7 protein-coding genes are annotated in these 20,005 nt (G+C 48.8%); 5 read left to right on the forward strand and 2 right to left on the reverse strand.

The features are described 5' to 3' along the window. Window positions 1-347 precede the first annotated feature (347 nt). The 3 genes from QUB61_RS01320 to QUB61_RS01330 are packed head-to-tail and all read left to right on the forward strand — an operon-like array spanning window position 348 to window position 8,392. Window positions 348-3,971: an AAA-like domain-containing protein gene (locus QUB61_RS01320; RefSeq protein WP_333126673.1), complete on the forward strand. Its 3,624-nt coding sequence runs from the start codon at window positions 348-350 to the stop codon at window positions 3,969-3,971. Window positions 3,972-4,022: 51 nt separating this feature from the next. Continuing rightward, window positions 4,023-7,712 carry an AAA-like domain-containing protein gene (locus QUB61_RS01325; protein ID WP_333126676.1) on the forward strand — a complete coding sequence of 1,230 codons (3,690 nt, stop codon included), beginning with the start codon at window positions 4,023-4,025 and terminating at the stop codon, window positions 7,710-7,712. 35 nt (window positions 7,713-7,747) lie between these two features. After that, window positions 7,748-8,392 (forward strand): Uma2 family endonuclease, encoded by a 645-nt coding sequence (locus tag QUB61_RS01330; RefSeq protein WP_333126678.1) that lies wholly within the window; start codon window positions 7,748-7,750, stop codon window positions 8,390-8,392. A gap of 1,042 nt (window positions 8,393-9,434) precedes the next feature. On the opposite strand, the gene QUB61_RS01335 is transcribed toward QUB61_RS01330, so the two are convergent. Beyond that, window positions 9,435-12,686: a DUF4347 domain-containing protein gene (locus QUB61_RS01335; RefSeq protein WP_333126681.1), complete on the reverse strand. Its 3,252-nt coding sequence runs from the start codon at window positions 12,684-12,686 to the stop codon at window positions 9,435-9,437. A gap of 1,591 nt (window positions 12,687-14,277) precedes the next feature. Between QUB61_RS01335 and QUB61_RS01340 the strand changes: the two genes are divergently transcribed. Next, on the forward strand, window positions 14,278-14,460 hold the full coding sequence (locus tag QUB61_RS01340) for a hypothetical protein (RefSeq protein WP_333126683.1): 183 nt from the start codon (window positions 14,278-14,280) through the stop codon (window positions 14,458-14,460). A 363-nt stretch (window positions 14,461-14,823) separates the two neighbouring features. Here QUB61_RS01340 and QUB61_RS01345 read toward each other — a convergent pair whose 3' ends face one another. Continuing rightward, a complete protein-coding gene (locus QUB61_RS01345) occupies window positions 14,824-18,423 on the reverse strand; it encodes a DUF4347 domain-containing protein (protein ID WP_333126686.1) in 3,600 nt (1,199 codons plus the stop codon). A 1,173-nt stretch (window positions 18,424-19,596) separates the two neighbouring features. Here QUB61_RS01345 and QUB61_RS39710 point away from each other — a divergent pair. Further along, window positions 19,597-19,911 (forward strand): transposase, encoded by a 315-nt coding sequence (locus QUB61_RS39710; RefSeq protein ID WP_445300205.1) that lies wholly within the window; start codon window positions 19,597-19,599, stop codon window positions 19,909-19,911. Window positions 19,912-20,005 lie beyond the last annotated feature (94 nt).

Below are 20,005 nucleotides of genomic sequence, written 5' to 3' on the forward strand. Positions count from 1 at the left end.
GATCGGGATAATTCGATTGTGTTAACAGGGCGCGTTCAAACGGCAGAACAAAAAGCATTGGCAGAACAAATTGCTCGGCAAAATGCACCGAATATTTCGCTCAACAACCAAATCGTCATTCAGTAGTTCGTAACAGTGATATCATGTCCGCTCGATAGCCCATAATACAATTGCCGGGGCGGGTTTGTGAGATTGTCCGTTTTTGGCAAATATTATTGGTGAACCCGCCCCTACAGGAATCAGGGTAACATACCGGACATGATATCAGTAGAGATGGTGACAAAAATAACGCTCCGACTGCCTCTTCTTCTACTCAACTTTCACTTTTAAACCAACCCATAAACGGCATGACCAAGGTTACATACCAAATTGGTGGCAGTCTCGCCAGTGATGCGCCTACATACGTAGTGCGGCAAGCAGATTCCGAACTTTATGAAGGTTTAAAAGCTGGCGAATTTTGTTACATCCTCAACTCGCGGCAAATGGGCAAATCTTCGCTGTTAGTCCGCACCCTGCACCGACTTCAAGCAGAAGGTTTTCAATGCAGCACGATCGACATGACCCATATCGGCAGCGAAAATATCACTCCTTTACAGTGGTATAAAGGAATGGTTGGAGATTTGTGGCGCGGGTTCAATCTTTTTAGACAAGTTAATTTAAAAACCTGGTGGCGCGACTCAGAAGATGTCTCGTTACTACAAAGATTAAGTCATTTTATAGAAGATATCCTACTGGTTCAATTTCCCCAAGAGCGCCTCTTTATATTCATCGATGAAATCGATAGCATTCTCAGTTTGGATTTCGCTGTCGATGATTTTTTTGCCCTGATTCGGTTTTGCTACAATCAGCGAGCGATTAATCCCGAGTATAACCGCATTAGTTTTGCAATCTTTGGAGTAGCCACGCCGAGCGATTTAATTGCCGACAAAAATCGAACTCCTTTTAATATCGGTCGTGCAATAGATTTGCAGGGTTTTGAACTGTCGTCAGCCCAACTATTAGTTAAAGGATTAGAGACGGTTGTCAGTAATCCTGATGCGGTTCTCAAACAAATATTAGCTTGGACTTGTGGACAGCCATTCCTTACCCATAAAATTTGCTATTTGGCCTATAGAGCCAGCCGGGAAACGGCGGAGGGATTAGTAAAGATTCCCCCGGGAACAGAGGCATTTTGGGTGGATAGTTTGGTGCGATCGCGCATCGTCACTAACTGGGAATCGCAAGACGAGCCAGAGCATCTGAAAACGATAGCAGATCGCCTCCTCCGTGACGAACAACGCGCCGGAAGATTGCTAGGCATTTATCAGCAAATCTTACAATCAGCCCCCCCCCTAACCCCCCCTTATCAAGGGGGGGGAAACTCAGTACCCCCATTATTAAGGGGGGCAGGGGGGATATGTGCCGACGACAGCCGCGAACAAATCGAACTGGTGCTATCTGGATTAGTCGAAAAAAAAGCTGGATTACTCAAAGTTAAAAACCGCATTTATGCAGAAGTTTTTAACCTCGAATGGGTAGAAAAACAATTAGGAAAACTGCGTCCTTACTCCCAAGCTTTCAACGCTTGGATCGCTTCAAAACAAACCGATAAATCGCGACTGTTGCGCGGACAATCGCTAAAAGATGCTTCCTACTGGGCGCAGGGGAAAAGTTTGAGCGATTTGGACTATCAATTTTTAGCCGCTTCTGGCGAATTAGATAGGCTGGAACTGCAGCAGGCGATCGAAGCAGCCAGAGTCAGAGAAATTGAAGCTAGGCTGGCAGAACAACGCCAGCGGTTAGATTTAGAGCGAGAGACAGCTTCGCGACAGCGAAGGTTGATTGGGGCCTTGAGTGGGGCATTAATGGTGGCGATCGCCTCCGGCATTTTCGCCCTGTGGCAATATCACCGCGCCGTCACCAGCGAAATTCAAGCCCTCGCCTCCTCATCCTCGGGGCAATTCGCCTCCCAACAGCGATTAGACGCCCTCACGATCGCCATCAAAGCAAGACGCAGGCTGGGCAGTCTCGCTAATTCCAGCCCCCAGTTGCAATCTCAAGTTCAACAAGTGCTGCAACAAGCTATCTACGGAACGGCAGAATTCAATCGCCTGTCGGGGCATTCCAGCCCGGTTCTGGCAGTTGATGTCAGCCCAGACGGTCAACTCATCGCCACCGGCGGCGGCGACCAAACAGCCAAGCTTTGGCAACCGGATGGCACCTTGCTGCATACTCTCCAACACACGATCAGCAGCGTCTACGCCCTTCGTTTTAGTCCCGACAGCCAGCGCCTGGTGACTTCCAGCGTGGACGGCAACATTTATCTGTGGAGTCGAGAAGGCAAGCTGCTCAAAACCTTTCAGGGACACAAGGCTGCGATCTGGGCGATCGCCGTGAGTCCAGACGGTGAGCGCATCGCCTCCGCCAGTGAAGACAGCACCATTCGGCTGTGGAGTGCCGATGGCAAACTGCTCAAAACCCTGACCGGACATCAAGGTGCAGTTTGGGGTGTTGCCTTTAGCCCGGATGGAAACCTGCTCGCCTCTAGCAGCACAGATAATACGGTCAAGGTTTGGACTCTAGACGGTCAAGTGGTGAGAACCATGGAAGGGCACAGCGCCACCGTTTGGGACGTTGAGTTCGCTTTACTTGCAGACAATAGCGGCACCAAACGTCCCGCCATTGTCTCTGCCAGCGCTGACAACACTGTCAAACTGTGGCAACTCGACGGAACGCTGCTACAAACTCTTAGCGGTCACAGTTCGGAAGTGTTTGAAGTTGCCGTCAGCACAGCAGGCGATGTCATTGCTTCCGCCAGCGCCGACCAAACCATAAACCTCTGGAAGCCGGACGGGACACTTTTGAAAACCCTCAAAGGGCATCAATCTGGAATTAGAGGCGTTACCTTTATTCCCAACAGTCCAATGGTTGTCTCCGCTAGCGACGACAATACCGCTCGACTCTGGAATCCGACAAACCCCTTCTCGAAAGTCCTTTACGGACATGGCGCCACGATTTGGGATGTGGATTTCAGCCCGGACGGCAAGATGCTAGCTTCAGCCAGTTCCGATGGCAGCTTCAAACTGTGGGCGCGAGACGGCACCTTGCTGAAGTCTTTTGCCGGAAATAAAACTCCCGTTCGCTCAGTTGCTTTCCTCTCTGGTACTAACTTTGCCAATCCGGCGATCGCGCCCATCCTTGCTACCGCTGGTGAAGATAAAACGATTCAATTCTGGCAGTTCGACGGGACGCTGCTGAAAACCATTACAGGACATGGGGCGGGTGTGTGGGATGCCTCCGTCAGTCCAGATGGTCGGCTACTGGCTTCTGCTAGCAACGATAAAACCGTGAAACTGTGGAACAAGGACGGCACTTTGCTGAAAACTTTCACAGGTCATCGGGCTAGGGTTTACGATGTGGACTTTACCCCTGACGGACTGAAACTGGTTTCCGCTAGTAGCGACAGCACTGCTCGGTTGTGGAGTCTTGACGGTAGGTTTTCCAAAACCCTAAAGAGTCATCGCAGCCCTGTTTGGGAAGTTGCCATCAGTCCCGACGGTCGCACTTTGGCAACTGCCAGCAGGGATGACACGATTAAACTCTGGACGAGCGATGGTACGTTGCTCAAAACCCTCAAGGGAAATACTAGAGGCATGATGGCAGTTGATTTCAGTCCTGACGGTCAAATGCTGGTGGGGGGAGGCTCAACGGGCGCACTCAAACTCTGGAAAACTGACGGGACAGAAATCACGACGCTAACCGGACATGAAGGGAATGTTTGGGGAGCTGCGTTTAGTCCCGATGGTAAACTCATTGCCTCCGCCGGGGACGATCGCACTGTGATTTTATGGGATCTAGAGCGCATTCTCAAAGGCGATGAACTGGTCTATGCGTGCGATCGCGTCCGGGATTATTTGCGAACGAATGCCGAAGTGAAGGAGGAGGACAGACATTTGTGCGATCGAATTACCAACAATACTCCCAAACAGTGATTTTTTTACTACATAATTAAAATTTCGCCCGCTCCTAACTTACTATTACCTATGAGCGAAATCACCTATCAAATTGGCGGCAGTCTCAATACAGATGCACTCACTTATGTCAAGCGAAAAGCTGATGACGAAATCTACCAAGCCTTAAAAAACGGCGATTTTTGTTACGTCCTCAACTCGCGGCAAATGGGTAAATCTTCCCTGTTAGTCCGCACCTTACATCGACTGCAAAATGAAGGATTTCAATGCAGTACGATCGACATGACGCGCATCGGCAGCGAAAACATCACTCCTTTACAGTGGTATAAAGGTATGATTGCGGAACTGTGGCGCGGCTTCAATCTTTTAGGACAAGTTAATTTAAAAACCTGGTGGCGCGACGCAGAAGATGTCTCCTTACTGCAAAGATTGAGTCATTTTATAGAAGATATTCTACTGGTTCAATTTCCCCAAGAGCGCCTCTTTATATTCATCGATGAAATCGATAGCATTCTCAGTTTAGATTTCGCTGTGGATGATTTTTTTGCCCTGATTCGGTTTTGCTACAATCAGCGAGCGATTAATCCCGAGTATAACCGCATTAGTTTTGCAATCTTTGGAGTAGCCACGCCGAGCGATTTAATTGCCGACAAAAATCGAACTCCTTTTAATATCGGTCGTGCTATAGATTTGCAGGGTTTTGAACTGGACGAAGCCCAACTATTAGTTAAAGGATTAGAAAATGCCGTCAGTAATCCTGAGGCGGTTCTCAAACAAATATTAGCTTGGACTTGTGGACAGCCATTTCTCAGCCAGAAAGTTTGCTATTTGGCCTATAGAGCCAGCCGGGAAACGGCGGAGGGATTAGTAAATATTCCCCCGGGAACAGAGGCATTTTGGGTGGATAGTTTGGTACGATCGCGCATCATCGATAAATGGGAATCGCAAGACGAGCCAGAGCATCTGAAAACGATACGCGATCGCCTCCTCCGTGACGAACAGCGCGCCGGAAGATTGCTAGGCATTTATCAGCAAATTTTACAATCCGATCCCCCCCTAACCCCCCCCGATCGAGGGGGGGGACAATCCGATCCCCCCTTAATAAGGGGGCGGGAATCGGAAGCCCCCTTATTAAGGGGAGCAGGGGGAATCTGTGCCGACGACAGCCGCGAACAAATCGAACTGGTGCTATCGGGATTAGTCGAAAAAAAAGCAGGATTACTAAACGTTAAAAACCGTATTTATGCAGAAGTTTTTAACCTCGAATGGGTAGAAAAACAATTAGGAAAACTACGCCCCTACTCCCAAACTTTTGAATCTTGGAGTGCAGCCAAAACCACCGATTATTCTCGTCTCCTGAGAGGACAAGCATTAAAAGATGCACAATTATGGGCGCAAGGAAAAAGTTTGAGCGACTTAGATTATCAGTTCTTAGCTGCTAGCGAAGAAATAGACAGGCGAGAAGTTCAACAAGCTTTAGAAGCCGAACGCAGCAAAGAAGTTGAAGCGCGACTCAGCGTCGAGAAAAAAAATGCCAGACGGCAAAAGTGGTTTATTGCTGCACTCTCTTTGGCATTAGCGATCGCCCTCTTTCTCGGAACAACCGCATATTCGCAATATCGCCATGCTACCTTGAGCGAAATCAAAGCGATCGCCACCTCCTCCGAAGCCCTCTTCACCTTAGAGCAAAAATTAGACAGCCTGATTGCTGCCATCATTGCCAAGCGCAAACTGCAACAACTCGGTATGGCAAATCCCGAACTAGAAAATCGCGTGCAATTATTACTAGAGCAGGCAGTTTATGGAGCTTCCGAGTTCAACCGCTTTACAGGACATCAGGCGACGACGTTTAGATTAGCAATCAGCCCCGACTCTGAGACAATTGCCTCATCAAGTATGGATAACACGGTCAAGCTCTGGAAGCGAGACGGCACTCTGCAAGCGACTTTTGCCAACAACGGTTTTGTTTGGAGAATGGCTTTTAGCCCCGACAGTAAACTCCTCGCTGGCGCCAGTGGAGACGGTACAGTTAGACTTTGGCAGCAAGACGGTACATCTTGGGCCGGTCCCAAACTCCTACACGCCCTCAAGGGACACAGTACAGAGCTTTCGGGCCTAGCATTCAGCCCAGATGGCGAGACTTTAGCCGCATCCGGTGAGAATAACACCGTTAAACTCTGGAATAAAAACGGCACTTTATTAACCACCCTCGATGATGGCGCTGCGGTTCAGAGCCTTGCCTTTAGTCCCGACGGTGAGATTCTCGTTAGCGGAAATGGGGAGGGTACGATCCATTTGTGGAAAAAAGATGGCCAAGGCTGGGACAAAGCAAAGTTACTGCAAACGTTTCCAGGTCATCCAGCTACTATTCGGGACATCGATTTCAGCCCTGACGGCGAAATATTCGCCTCTGCGAGCGTTGATAGTACGGTTAAACTTTGGCGCTCCCATGCCCCGGCAGGCAATGAGCCACAGCCCCTAGGCACCCTTAAGGGTCACACAGGAGGCGTTGAGGCTATAGATTTCAGTCCTGATGGTGAGATTATCGCCACAGCCAGCGACGATCGAACAATCAAATTTTGGAGCAAAGACGGCAAAGAACTGGCAACTTTTGCAGGGCATCGCGATGCCGTGTGGGATATTGATTTCAGCCCTGACGGCACTTTCATTGCTTCGGTGGGTTTGAGAAATACCGTCAAACTTTGGCAGCCGAAAAACATCTTTCTCTTGCCCTTGCGCGGTCACAGCGCTGCTGTTTATGGTGCTGCTTTCGCTCCTGACGGTAAAATCGTCGCCACTGCAAGTCTTGATGGCACGGTGAAACTTTGGCAGCGAGATGGTGGGGCAGGCACGGAGCCCGAACCCCTACGGACTCTCAAGGATGGCAAGGGAGCGGTTTGGAATGTGGCATTCAGTCCTGACGGTGAAGTCATTGTAATGGGGGGCGACAAAACAGTTAAACTTTGGCACAAGGACGGCAGATTGCTGAAAATTTTGCAGGCACACAAAGGGTTAGTTTACGCAATTGCTTGGAGTCCTGACGGTAAAATGTTTGCCACCGCAAGTACAGACGGCACGGTAAAACTCTGGGAGCCCGACGGTGTGTTACTGCGAACTCTGAAGCTAGATGGCAGCGCGTTTTGGGATGTGGTCTTTAGCCCTGATGGCGAAGCTCTAGCCGCCGGTAATGCCAATGGCGCGATCGCTATCTGGAAGCGCGATGGCACTTTGTTGCAGGCTGTAGATGCCCATCAGGGTATGGTTTACGGAGTTAGTTTCAGTCCAACTGGCAAGACGATTGCCTCAGCGAGTCTCGATGGCATCGTCAAGCTCTGGAAATTCGATTTCTCTTCGACTCTTCAAGGCACCTCGCTTCCTCCCAAGGCAGTGCTCCTACGAACGCTCAAAGGTCACACACAGGGAGTGCCGCAAGTTTCCTTTAGCCCGAATGGTGAAATTATCGCTACGGCAAGTCTGGACAACACGGTGAAACTCTGGAACTCTCAGGGTACAGCAGGCACCGGGCCCGAGCCCCTACGGACGCTCACCGGGCATACAGGTGGGGTGGCGGCAGTTGCTTTTAGTCCCGACGGCACCCAACTTGTCTCCACCAGCCTTGACAAAACCGCGATTTTATGGAATGTAAAGCGCATTCTCAATACAGACCCCCTGGCTTTTGGTTGCGACTGGGTGCGGGATTATTTGCGAACAAATGCCGATGTGAAGGAGGAGGATAGACATTTGTGCGATCGTATTCAGTAAATTAGAAGGAAGACAACCTAAAGCAGGTAATACTAATGTTTACAAGCGATCTCAAAGCGCTACTCGACCAACAAACACTCCAAGGCCAAGATCCTGAATGCCGCTACATTACCGATCGCGTTAACTGGGAGCAATATGAAGCCTTGCTCGCCAGAAATGGCGATACTTCGGCATATCGAGTCACTTATTTAGATGGAGCCTTAGAAATTATGTCACCTTCCCGCCGCCATGAAAGCAGAAAAACTCGCATTGGAGATCTTTTAGTCATTTACTTCTTAGAAGCAGACATCAACTATTTTCCCTTTGGCTCTACAACCCTGCGACGAGAAGAGAAAAGTGGCGGTACCGAACCCGATGAAGCTTACTGCATTGGCACAGACAAAGAATTTCCCGACCTGGCAATTGAGGTGATTGTTAGCAGCGGTGGCATTAACAAATTGGAAGTTTACAGAAGGCTGAATGTTAAAGAAGTTTGGTTCTGGCAAAATGACCGCTTCAGCCTCTACTACCTGCGAGAAGAAATCCCAGTTCAATTTGTCCAAACCTGCGGTTATGAACCAATTGCTCGCAGCGCAATTCTCCCTAATCTGGATATAGAATTGCTGGCCGAATACATTCGATATCCCAATTCGCTAACAGCAGCTAAGGAATTTCGACAACGGCTGCGATCTGGTGCTTAAAAGAGTGGTTGACGATTTGAATATCCAGCCTTAGTTCCTTTAGCCGCACCCTTTAGAGTCTGGACATATATTTGCCAAAGTGAGATGCACCTAATCCTAGGTTTCAAACCTTACCAAAAACAACAAATTTTGAATATTTTCTCGAACGGAAACCAGACGGCATCCTCTATGAACAAGACGATCGAGTAATTGTTGAAAGGCAGCAAATTCGAGAGCATGAAGAGATCGAGGGTTTTTTAGGTGGTGAAGTAACTGTAGAGTTGAAACGATTAAGCCTCCCTTATTTCATCCCCAAGCAAGCATTAATTAAAGTTCCCGATCGAGAGTCTGCTTATTCACCTGATGTGTTATATAGCCTTTCTCAGTAACATGAGGTACTCTGGCGGGCATAGGGCATAGGGCATAGGCCTCCGTGGGCATAGGGCATAGGCATAGGACTCGCCCCCATACCTCAATTTCTTGAAAACCGCTATATCAATTCTATCTGCGCCGGAATGATATTAAATCCGCGCTTTGAAAGTCGGGCGTAAAGTCAAATCCCGAGGCCAACAAATAATTCGCGCAATTTTCATTTTTTTGACCCCTCCTTCTACAGTCAACTGTCAATCGATTTTAGATTTGAGATTTGAGATTTGAGATTGAAGCATTGACAAGGCCCAAAAACGGATACCGTGCCACGTACTTAAGTCGTGGAAAGATAAAAATTTTAGACCCTAGTTCAAGCTCCCAGATTTATCTGTGGGGTAAATCTAAAATCTAAAATCTAAAATCGAAAATCTAAAATCGACTGACCCCACGGATAAATTCGGGGGGCAAGTTTCATCCGATACAGGCTTTTTATTTCTGGACGGATGAATCCGGGGGCTTGTATCCTGGATGCTTTCGGTCAACAGTCAACAGTCAACAGTCAACAAGCACGGACGGTGCCACCGGAATCGATATTATCTGTTAGTCCCCTCTGGTCGGACGAGAGGCAATTGTACTAGCGGTTGCAACCGCCGAAGCATAAAGGAAGTAGCGTTCCCCAGATTTGGCATGATAACTACACACTCATGAAATCCTTAGCGTCAAGAGTACCCGCCACTACACCGTTCAATGTTGCCAGCAATTGATTGGTGTCCGTCACGCTAATCAAAGTTTCATTGTTGCTCGAACTAATACTAAGTTGATCGAAACTCAAATCCGAATTTAACTCAATTAAGTCCTCGCCTTTGCGGAAATCAGTAATAATGTCGCTACCCAAACTTTGATTTAGGAAAAATACATCACTTCCCGAACCGCCGCTCAAAGTATCGTCCCCAACATCGCCGCTAAGGAAATCGTCCCCAGTACCGCCGCTGAGAATATCATTGCCTTTCCCCCCGTACATGGTATCGTTACCGATGTCGCCACAGATCGCATCATTTTCATTGTCGCCGAACAGCAAGTCGTTGCCCTCAGCGCCATCGAGACTGTCGTTTTCTTTGCCGCCGTAAAGCGTGTCATTTCCTTGGAAGCCAAAACTCAGGTCTGCACCTTCATTGCCAAAGGCAATATCGTTGCCGTTTCCAGCATTAATTGTGTCATTTCCTAAGTTGCCTAAAATGTAGTCCTGGCCATCTTCACCCAGCAAGATATCGTCATCTTGGGCGCCAAAAATGCTGTCGTTGCCACCGCCGCCGGCAACAGTATCATTGCCGATATCTCCCCTCAAAAAGTCGGATCCATCGCCACCAACAACAGTGTCATTATCCTTGCCAGCGTAGATGGTATCGTTGCCAGCGTCGCCTTGAATGAAATCGGTGCCTTCATTGCCAAAGATTGAATCGTTATCGGCACCGCCATCAATGTTGTCATTGCCGCCCATACCGTAGAGAGTCTCATTCCCAGCCAGCCCGTTAATTGACTGATTTTGGCTGCTGCTGATGATGAAATCATCAGTTTCACCGCCGTTGATAGTTTGCGAGACGGGGTTGGGAGTCATGGTGGCAGAGTTGAATTCCGGGACACTGACTCCATCGAATAGGCAATCATCTGCAGGCGGTGTAGGCGGCGTTGGTTCAGGTGTAGGCGGCGTTGGTTCAGGTGTAGGCGGCGTTGGTTCAGGTGCAGGCGGCGTTGGTTCAGGTGCAGGCGGCGTTGGTTCAGGTGCAGGCGGCGTTGGTTCAGGTGCAGGTGTAGGCGTTGGTGCAGGTGCAGGTGTAGGAGTGGGAGTCGGTGTCGGAGTATTGGTGAATTCAAAAGCGCCGATATCAACGATCGTACTTCCGTTACCATCACCATCTTGAGGGCGACTCACACCGCGCTGATCCTCCGCCGGCGCGCCCGCAACAGTACCGGTATCAATTGCCGGACTTCCTGCTAGCAGCGGCAGCACAAAAGTACCGTTAATCTTTTCCAAAAGACCGAGTTTCGCATCGACGATCTTCACATTTGCCGTAACATTATTGTCGTTAAGGTCCCCCGTCGTGAGTTTAACGGGAAATTGTAGATTATTTCCCCCGTCAATTAGTTCCCGTCCAGTTTGCTGCTTGAGCTTAAAAGGATTACCCGCCGTATTGCTATCAAAAATCGAATTCTTCACAGTAATTGGCTGTTTTCCAGGATTGTTAAAGGTAGCAATAGCTCCCGAATACTCCCCAGCGCTATTCTTAGCAAAAGTCGAATTGACGATGTTAGTCGAAAAGGAATCTTTGTTACCGACAACCATTCCCCCGCCCTGGTTAGCAGCACTGTTGCCGAAAAAGGTACTATTAAAAATACTGACATTTCCCTCTTCTCCTAACCACAAACCGCCACCGTTGTCATCAGCTTTATTATTAGCAAATGTGCAGTTTGTCACGGTCAAATCGACATTTCCGTGACGGACTCCTCCTCCAGAACCGCCTTTACCTGATGAATCCTTGACAGCTTGGTTATTAATAAAAGTGCTGTTTTCTAAAACGACTTTATCTTGGAAATAACCAAACAAAAAGGCGGCTCCTCCTTCTGCTGTCCCGATATTGCCATCAAAAACGCTGTTGCGGATAGCAATATTTCCGGCAACAGAACCAGGGGTTGCATTGGGCCCCGAAGCATTAGCGCCATCGACGTAAACTGCCCCGCCAACGCCTTTATTTGTGCGGTTGCCGGTGAATTTAGAGTTTTCGATCGTCAAGCTGCCCAACAGGTTATTAACAGCTCCGCCGTAGCTGCCTTTGTTGTCGGTAAATTCGCTATCTCTGATAGTCAGAGAACCACCGCTTTTAGTTGCGATCGCGCCGCCACCGCGTTCGGTATTGCTAGCCAAAGAACCGTCATTGCCGCTAAACTTGCTGTTAATTACAGTCGTCGTGCTGCGGAAACCCGTGTAAATGCCGCCGCCGAGACCGGCAACATTATTGTTGACTTGACAATTGTCTAAAGTTAAAGTGCTGTTACCTCCCGTTTGAATGCCGCCGCCGCTGCTAGTTGCCTCATTATTCGCATCGGTTCCAGAAACTTTGCCGTTGGCAACAATCAGGTTTTTTAGAGTAACATTGGTTGAACCTTCGATCAGGATCACCCGCGAAGTGTTGTTGCCACTGATGGTTAAATTGCTAGCACCAGTTGCATCAATTGTCAAGTTTTTATTTATGACAAGTTGACCGTTCGAGAGAGTAATTGTTTGGCTGGCAAGACTGGAGGCAAATTGAATGGTATCGCCGGCTGCTGCGGAGGCGATCGCATCTCTCAAGGAACCGGGCCCGCTATCATTATTGTTGGTAACGGTAACAGTCCCCAAAGTCCCTCGGTAATCCGCCATTGCTTCTGGAGTCAAGGCTAGCGGTGCTTCAATATCCCCTGTGGCAAACTCCAAATTCCAGTTACCACTGCGGCCAGTGCGGTCTGTAGATGCTGCAATGTCAGCCCCGGTTAACTCACCCAGGCGATCGACAAAATCCCTCCCGGAACCTGCAGCAACACAGCAACCGTAAAGCACGATATCAGCTTTTTCGCTCAGTGCATTTCGCCACCCTTGCAACAGATTTTCATATTGCTGCAAATTATCCGAATTCAACGTCGCAGAACCTAGCTGCAAGCTGCCAGAATTGCCGTGAGAAAAAATGTGAACTTGGTCTACAGTTCCTCCAGCAGCAGCGATTGTTTGCAGTTTTGCAGTAATTTGCTCGACTCCGTTGCCATTTTTATCTAATATGATTGTCTCGGTACCGGGAAGTACGCCGCCCACAAGACTTTGATAGTCATCTAAGTCTGAGCCAATGAAGACAATAGATTTAGGAAGAGAATTGCGGATAACAGATTGTGAATCTATACTGGCAAAAATCGAACTCATTTTGCATCACCATGAGAATCTTTAATATTTGCTGTAGATTCACCTTAAAAGCAGAAGGTTAGAGATGCTGAAGGCAGCAAGCAGAATGAAGACCTCAGCGATAAACCTGGGGAATTCCAATTAAGGAAAAAAGTTCCTTGTTCTGCATTATTGAAATCCGGTACCTGTATCCGGACGCAGGTTTTGATCTGTTGCGACTGCGAGTTTGATAGCGATTAACGGCAGATGATGTAATGTAAACAGTCTTGAACGCAGAAACTCTTTATTGCAAGTTTGGAATGCGCACCTTACCGATATAAGTAGCGCATCAATATTTTATTTGAGCAGAGTAAATTTAAAAAAGATGTCGGAGGCTCCGAATTTCTAATAATTACTCTAGCTAGGGCTTTATACATTCGCTTTACCTAAAACCCGGAAATCTAGAGCAAAGCTTGGTTAAATTTCTGGTGGGGTGACAACCCCGCCAGAACCCAGATAGCGTCAGGTGTTGACCTACTTGTGGTAAAAAAAGATAGGAGTTATGGAAGTTACGTTACCAACGACCTATCAAAAAATATGCTACCGCTATTTTATCAGACGCATCTCCAACAACACTTAACTCGTGCTCAGTTTTTAGTATTAGGCATCTTGCTCAATCTCCTGCAATCGTCCAGGCAAGTGGAGTTGGAGCCATGAGCCTCTGCGTTTCCCTACCCCATTACCACGCCCCTTTCAGCGTCGGAAATTACAGAGGTTATTGAATTTGGCTCAACTAACAATCAGTCAGATTTGGTATCTCTTCATCACTTATTAGTTAACTACCTATTGCCAAGTGGGTCAGACTTTATCAATTGCGATCGCACCTGGCAGGGGTTAGATCGATATACTCTTGGTTTGCCTGGTGTGCCATTCGAGAGCTATCCCTTTATTCTGGTAACTGTTACCTAAGCTAGTCCGTAGCAATGTAACTGAGCAAAGGGATGCGATCGCAAAAATTTTACCGCTATTGAAAGATTATAAAGTAGTAGTTATATCGTTTCCGGTTGGAGGGGAATAATAAAGTCAAAGTCAATAATTCCACATTCCCCCACTGCCAACGGACGACGGACGACGGACGACTCCCCATCATTCCGGTTGCATGGGAATGATAAAGTCAAGGTCAATAATTCCACATTCCCCCACTGCCGACGGACGACTCCCAACGGACCATCATTCCGGTGTAACCGGAATTGATATCAGACTGAAATGCTCGCTCGTGTATCAAAACCGAACCTCAGATACGGGAAGCATTGAATGAGGTAGGATTGGTTCCCCGAATCTCTCTCTATTTCTCTTGAGTCAAAGTCCGAAAAACTCAACCGGTAGGGGGATTTGATGTAGCTTGTAAATGGAAAACGAAATATCGAGGGGTATCCGTTAAGGAGGGTTGGTTTATTAGACCTCTTGCAAAAGTCCTTCTCATAAATTTATAGGACGGGCAAGATGCCCATCCCACAAGAGTTATTTTTTTTTGTGGGATGGGCATCTTGCCCGTCCTAGTTATTTTTGCAAGAGGTCTATTCTGACAAATTTAGGCTCTTTCAAGAGTGCGCTCGCCGCCTATCCGAAGCAGATGGGAATTGAAGAAATGTGCCGAGATTATAAAACTGGAGGCTATTATTTAGAGGCAACAGCCTTAAAAGGTCAGCGAGTGATGGCCTTAAATTTATTAATAGCACTTGCCTATAGTAGTGCTGTCATGCAAGGGACAACTCTCTTGCATGAAATCGGTTACAGAGTATATTGTTCGTCATAAAGAGTCCAAAAGAAAGTATCCAAGACCGAGTAGCTTTGAGACTGGTCTAGATAGCCAACAATGGCTAACATACCTGGACAAATAGGCCGGATAGATTAAGCGAGTTAATGACATTAACCCCGAATAAACGCTACTTTTACCAACGGGGGATGAGGGCTGTAAGTCAGATTCAGTCTAGCTCTTAGCCCTCTTTGTCACCCCCCCCCAGGTGAATTTTACCTGTTTGCCCGATCGCAAAAACTTCCAAAAAATCCGAAATTTAGTTTTTGAGAAAGCTTGCTTTATTCGGGCGGTACCCGTTGTACACCCTACCAGATGTTCCGCCTCTGCTAAGGTGCTTATGGCACACCCTACCAGAGGCAGTTACATTTTTACCTCAACGCAATCGCTAGCGGTGAAACTACCGGGCGTAACACCGTTAAGCTTCGCTAACAATTGATTGGTGTCCCTCACGGTAATCAAAGTTTGATTGTTGCTCGAAATAAAACTAAGTTGATTGTAACTAAAACCGGAAGGTAACCCAATTAAGTCCTCGCCTTTGCGGAAATCAGTAATAATGACGCTACCCAAACCTTGATTTAGGAAAAATACATCCTTTCCCGAACCGCCGGTCAAAGTATCCTCCCCATCATCGCCGCTGAGGAAATCGTTCCCAGCACCGCCGCTGAGGATATCATTACCATTACCACCGTAAAGGATATCGTCATCGGTGTCGCCGCACAGCACATCGTTTCCATCGTCGCCTAACAGGAAGTCCTTGCCCTCACCGCCATCGAGACTGTCGTTTTCTTGGTCGCCGTAAAGCGTGTCATTTCCTTGGAAGCCAAAAATCAGGTCTGCACCTTCATTGCCAAAGGCAATATCGTTGCCATTTCCAGCATTAATTGTGTCATTTCCTAAGTTGCCCTCAATGTAGTCGTCGCCATCTTCACCGAGCAACATATCGTCATCTTTGCCGCCAAAAATGCTGTCGTTGCCACGGCCGCCGACAACAGTATCCTTGCCGATCTCTCCCGTCAAAAAGTCCTCGCCATCGGAGCCAAGAACAGTGTCATTATCTTTGCCGGCGTGGATGCTATCGTTGCCCGCGCCGCCTTGGAGGAAATCGTTGCCTTTATTGCCGAAGAGCAAGTCGTTACCTGCACCGCCTTCGATGTTGTCATTGCCGCCGAGAGCGTAAATAACATCGTTGCCGGCAAGTCCGTTAATCAACCAGTTCATGCCGCCGGCGATGATGTAATCGCCATCCTTACCGCCGTTGAGAGTTTCTGCGACGGGGTTGGGGGTGAGGGCAGCAGAGTCGAGAGCCGGGGGGGTGAGCTCATCTAGCAGGCAATAATCCGAGGCCGGTGTCTCAGTTGGAATCGGAGTCGGTGGTGTAGTCGGTGCAGGAGTCGGAGCCGGAGTCGGTGCGGGAGCCGGTGCCGGTGCGGGAGCCGGTGCCGGTGCGGGAGCCGGTGCCGGTGCGGGAGCCGGAGTCGGTGCGGGAGCCGGTGCCGGAGCCGGTGCTGGAGCCGGTGCCGGAGCCGGTGCTGGAGCCGGTGCTGGAGCCGGAGCCGGTGCTGGAGCCGGAGCCGGTGCTGGAGCCGGAGTCGGTGCTGGAGTCGCAGTCGGTGCTGGAGCCGGAGCCGGTGCTGGAGCCGGTGCTGGAGCCGGAGCCGGTGCTGGAGCCGGAGCCGGTGCTGGAGCCGGAGCTGGTGCTGGAGCCGGAGCCGGTGCGGGAGCCGGTGCGGGAGCCGGAGCTGGTGCTGGTGCTGGAGCTGGTGCGGGAGCCGGAGCCGGTGCGGGAGCCGGAGCTGGTGCGGGAGCCGGAGCCGGTGCTGGAGCCGGTGCTGGTGCGGGAGCCGGAGCCGGTGCGGGAGCCGGAGCCGGTGCGGGAGCCGGAGCCGGTGCGGGAGCCGGAGCCGGTGCGGGAGTCGGAGTCGGTTCTGGAGGGCGACCCGAACCGGACGGAGGGGTCGCCGGCGCGATCGCACCAATACCTTTGTTAATTACCGGACTTGTGGCTAGCAGGGGCCTGACTAAAGTGCCGTTGAGGTTTTGCAAAGGGGCGAGTAACGGGTCTGCGATCGAAACCTTTGGGGTCACATTAGTATCGTGAGCCACATTCGACGTCTGTTTAGCGGGAAATTGAATATTGTTTCCCCCGTCAAGTAGCGCCCCTGTCGTGTGCTGCCAAATTTTATAAGGATTAGCTGCCGTATTCCTATCAAAAATCGAATTTTTGACAGTAATTGGCGATTTCACAAGACTGCCAAAAACACTAATACCTCCCCCATATTGACCAGCAGTATTATTAGCAAAAGTGGAATTAGTGATGTTAGTCCAAAAGGAATCGTACCTAACGACAACCAATCCTCCACCCTGATTAGCAGCGCTGTTGCCGGAAAATGTACTGTTAAGAATGGTGGTATTTCCCTCTTCTCCTAACGACATAGCGCCGGCGTGATCCAGGGCTGTGTTGTTGACAAAGGTGGTGTTTATCACACTCAAATCCGTATTGCCGTGGCGGACAGCGCCTCCAGTACCTCCACTTCCCGATTTATTTTTAACAGCTTTATTGTTAATAAAAATGCTATTTTCCAAAACCATCTTATCTTTAGAATAGCCAAATAAAAATGCTGCTCCTCCTTCTCCCGCTCCGATATTGCTATCAAAAGTGCTGTTGCGGATGACAATATTTCCGGGAACAGGGCCAGGCATTGAATTCGGGCCGGAAGCATTAGCACCATCCACGTAAACTGCCCCGCCTGGGCCTTGATCTGTCACGTTGCCGCTGAATTTACTGTTTTCGATCGTCATGCTGCCCAACAGGTTATTAATAGCACCGCCGTAGCCGCCTTTGTTATTTGTAAATTCGCTATCTCTGACAGTCAGCTCACCCCCGCTTTTAGTGCCAATCGCGCCGCCACCGCGTTCGGTATTCTTCGCTAGCGAACCGTCATTGCCGCTAAACTTGCTGCCAATTACAGTCGTCTTGCTGCGGAAACCCGCGTGAATGCCGCCGCCCAAACCGGCAACATTATTATTGACTTCGCAATATTCTAAAGTTAAAGTGCTGTAACCTTCCGTTCGAATGCCACCACCCGCGCTAGTTTTCTCATTATTCGCATCGGTTCCAGGAGCTTTGCCGTTGGTAATAATCAGGTTTTTTAGAGTAACATTGGTTGAACCGTCGATCAGGAACACCCGCGAAGCATTGTTGCCGCTGATGGTCATTTTTCCAGCACTAGATCCATCAATTATCACGTCTCTTTTAAGGAAAAGTTCACCGTTCGAGAGAGTAATTTTTTGATTGGCAAGACTGGGGGCAAATGTAATCGTATCGCCGGCCGCTGCGGAGGCGCACGCATTTCTCAAGGAACCGGGCCCGCTATCATTATTGTTGGTAACGGTAATAGTCCCTAAAGTCCCTCGGTAATCCGCCATTGCTTCTGGAGTCAAGGCTAGCGGTGCTTCAATATCCCCTGTGGCAAACTCCAAATTCCAGCTACCACCGCGGCCAGTGCGATCGCTAGATGCTGCAATATCAGCCCCGGTTAACTCGCCCAGGCGATAGACAAAATCCCTCCCCGAACCCGCAGCAACATAGCAACCGTAAAGCACAATATCTGCTTTGTCGCTCAGCGCATTTCGCCACCCTTGCAACTGGCTTTCATATTGCGGCAAATTATCCGAATTCAACGTCGCAGAACCAAGCTGCAAGCTGCCAGAATTGCCGTGAGAAAAAATGTGAACTTGGTCTACAGTTACCCCCGCAGCAGCAATTGTTTGCAGTTGCGCAGTAATTTGCTCCACTCCGTTGCCATTTTTATCTAAAATGATGATCTCTGCACCGGGAAGCACGCCGCCCGCAAGAGTTTGATAGTCATCTAAGCCGGAGTCAATGAAGACAATAGATTTAGAACGAGAATTGCGGAGAACAGATTGTGCATCAATGTTAGTGGCAAAAGTTGAGTTCATTTTGTATACCAATGAGAATGTTTACTATTTGCTGGTAGATTCACTTTGAAAGCTGAAGGCACCAGATGCAGAAGGCAGCAGGCAGGATTAAAACCTCAATGATAAATCTGGGAAATTAAATTTTATGGAAATTTTTATTTTTCTCCCTGAATGCATCCGAGACTTGTATCCATAATCACCTTTTGCTCTGTAAGGATAACGATTGCGAGTTTTCTAGCAATTAACCGCAGAGGATGTCATGTAAATATTCCAGGACGCAGAACCTATATATTGCAGGTTTGCAATGCGCACCTTACCGATATAAGTAGCGCATTAAACCATTTTTTTGCCTGAGTCGTGGTAAATCCAAAAAACATATCTGCGGTTCCGAATTCCTGAGAATTGCTTTAGCCAGTACATCATACATTCGCCTTATCAACAACCAAGTAACCTGGATCACAGCTTGGTGCTTGGTTAATCGGAACTTACCCCCGGCTCCTCAGGTTCCGTGGAGAGCTATCGCCCACGAGCTATAGGTTTCCCCCATTTGAGAGTACCGCAGTCGCAGTCATGTCAATTCAGATTTTCTTCAGATTGTTGGGTGGAAAGTGTGAGAAAATGATAATAATCCGCCTCAAAAAAGCCCCCAACCGCAATTCCCCACCCGCCGCCCTCTTGCGTCAGTCCTATGGATAGGATGGCAAAGTACGCAAGCGCACCCTAGCTAACCTCTCTAAATTGCCGGATGATGCCATCGAAGGGCTGAGAGTTTTGCTAATACGGCGACGCCGCTATTTATAACTTAGAATCCGTTTTTGAGATCCAACGTTCCCTATCTCACGGTCACGTCGCCTCCGTGTTACGCACACTCAAAAATATTGGACGCGAATCACTAATTAGCCATCGAGCAAGTCGCCAAGGAGAGTTAGTCACCGCGATGCGCGGTGGCTGGAATTATCCACCCCGCTGCCAAAGCGAGCTACGGCTCGCGGACTATCCACAGATACAGTCAGCAGCACACTCTCAGAAATCTTAAAAGTTCAAGATGCACACTCTGACGAGCTTTATAAAGCAATGGATGCGTTGGGTGAACGACAACAGGAAATCGAACAAAGTTTAGCCGCCAAACACCTGTGTGATGGTAGCTTAATTCTCACCAGATGTGACTTCCACTTATTTTGAGGAACCTGTCCCATCGCCCGATACGGCTATTCGCGGGACAAGAAAAAAGGGAAATTACAAATCATCTTCGGATTACTCTGTGACGCCGCTGGATTTCCTATCGCCGTAGAAGTCTTTGAAGGTAATATCAACGATGCTAAAACTTTAAGCCCTATACTGGAAAAAGTCCGGGAGCGGTTTGGGATTAAACGGGTAGTCTTGGTGGGCGATCGAGGTGTACTTACTTGGGCGCCAATAGAAGAAGAGTTGAAGGGGAGAGAAGATTTAGACGCTGATTACCGCGTTAAGAGTACCGCAAGTCCGAGAGTTGGTCGAACACTCTTGTGATACAACTGTCGCTGTTCTCTTGCAAGCGATTTAGCTTCTATCCAATCACCGGATTATCCAGGAGAGAATTTAATCCCCTGTCGGAATCCGTTTT

This window comes from Microcoleus sp. C2D2 (assembly GCF_036702495.1).
In the GTDB taxonomy this organism is placed as follows: Bacteria; Cyanobacteriota; Cyanobacteriia; order Cyanobacteriales; family Microcoleaceae; genus Microcoleus.

What these genes read in the sequence shown, in the direction of transcription:
- QUB61_RS01320 (WP_333126673.1), top strand. Translation starts at nt 348, where the DNA reads ATGACCAAGGTTACATACCAAATTGGTGGCAGTCTCGCCAGTGATGCG.
- QUB61_RS01325 (WP_333126676.1), top strand. Translation starts at nt 4,023, where the DNA reads ATGAGCGAAATCACCTATCAAATTGGCGGCAGTCTCAATACAGATGCA.
- QUB61_RS01330 (WP_333126678.1), top strand. Translation starts at nt 7,748, where the DNA reads ATGTTTACAAGCGATCTCAAAGCGCTACTCGACCAACAAACACTCCAA.
- QUB61_RS01335 (WP_333126681.1), bottom strand. Translation starts at nt 12,686, where the DNA reads ATGAGTTCGATTTTTGCCAGTATAGATTCACAATCTGTTATCCGCAAT.
- QUB61_RS01340 (WP_333126683.1), top strand. Translation starts at nt 14,278, where the DNA reads ATGGGAATTGAAGAAATGTGCCGAGATTATAAAACTGGAGGCTATTAT.
- QUB61_RS01345 (WP_333126686.1), bottom strand. Translation starts at nt 18,423, where the DNA reads ATGAACTCAACTTTTGCCACTAACATTGATGCACAATCTGTTCTCCGC.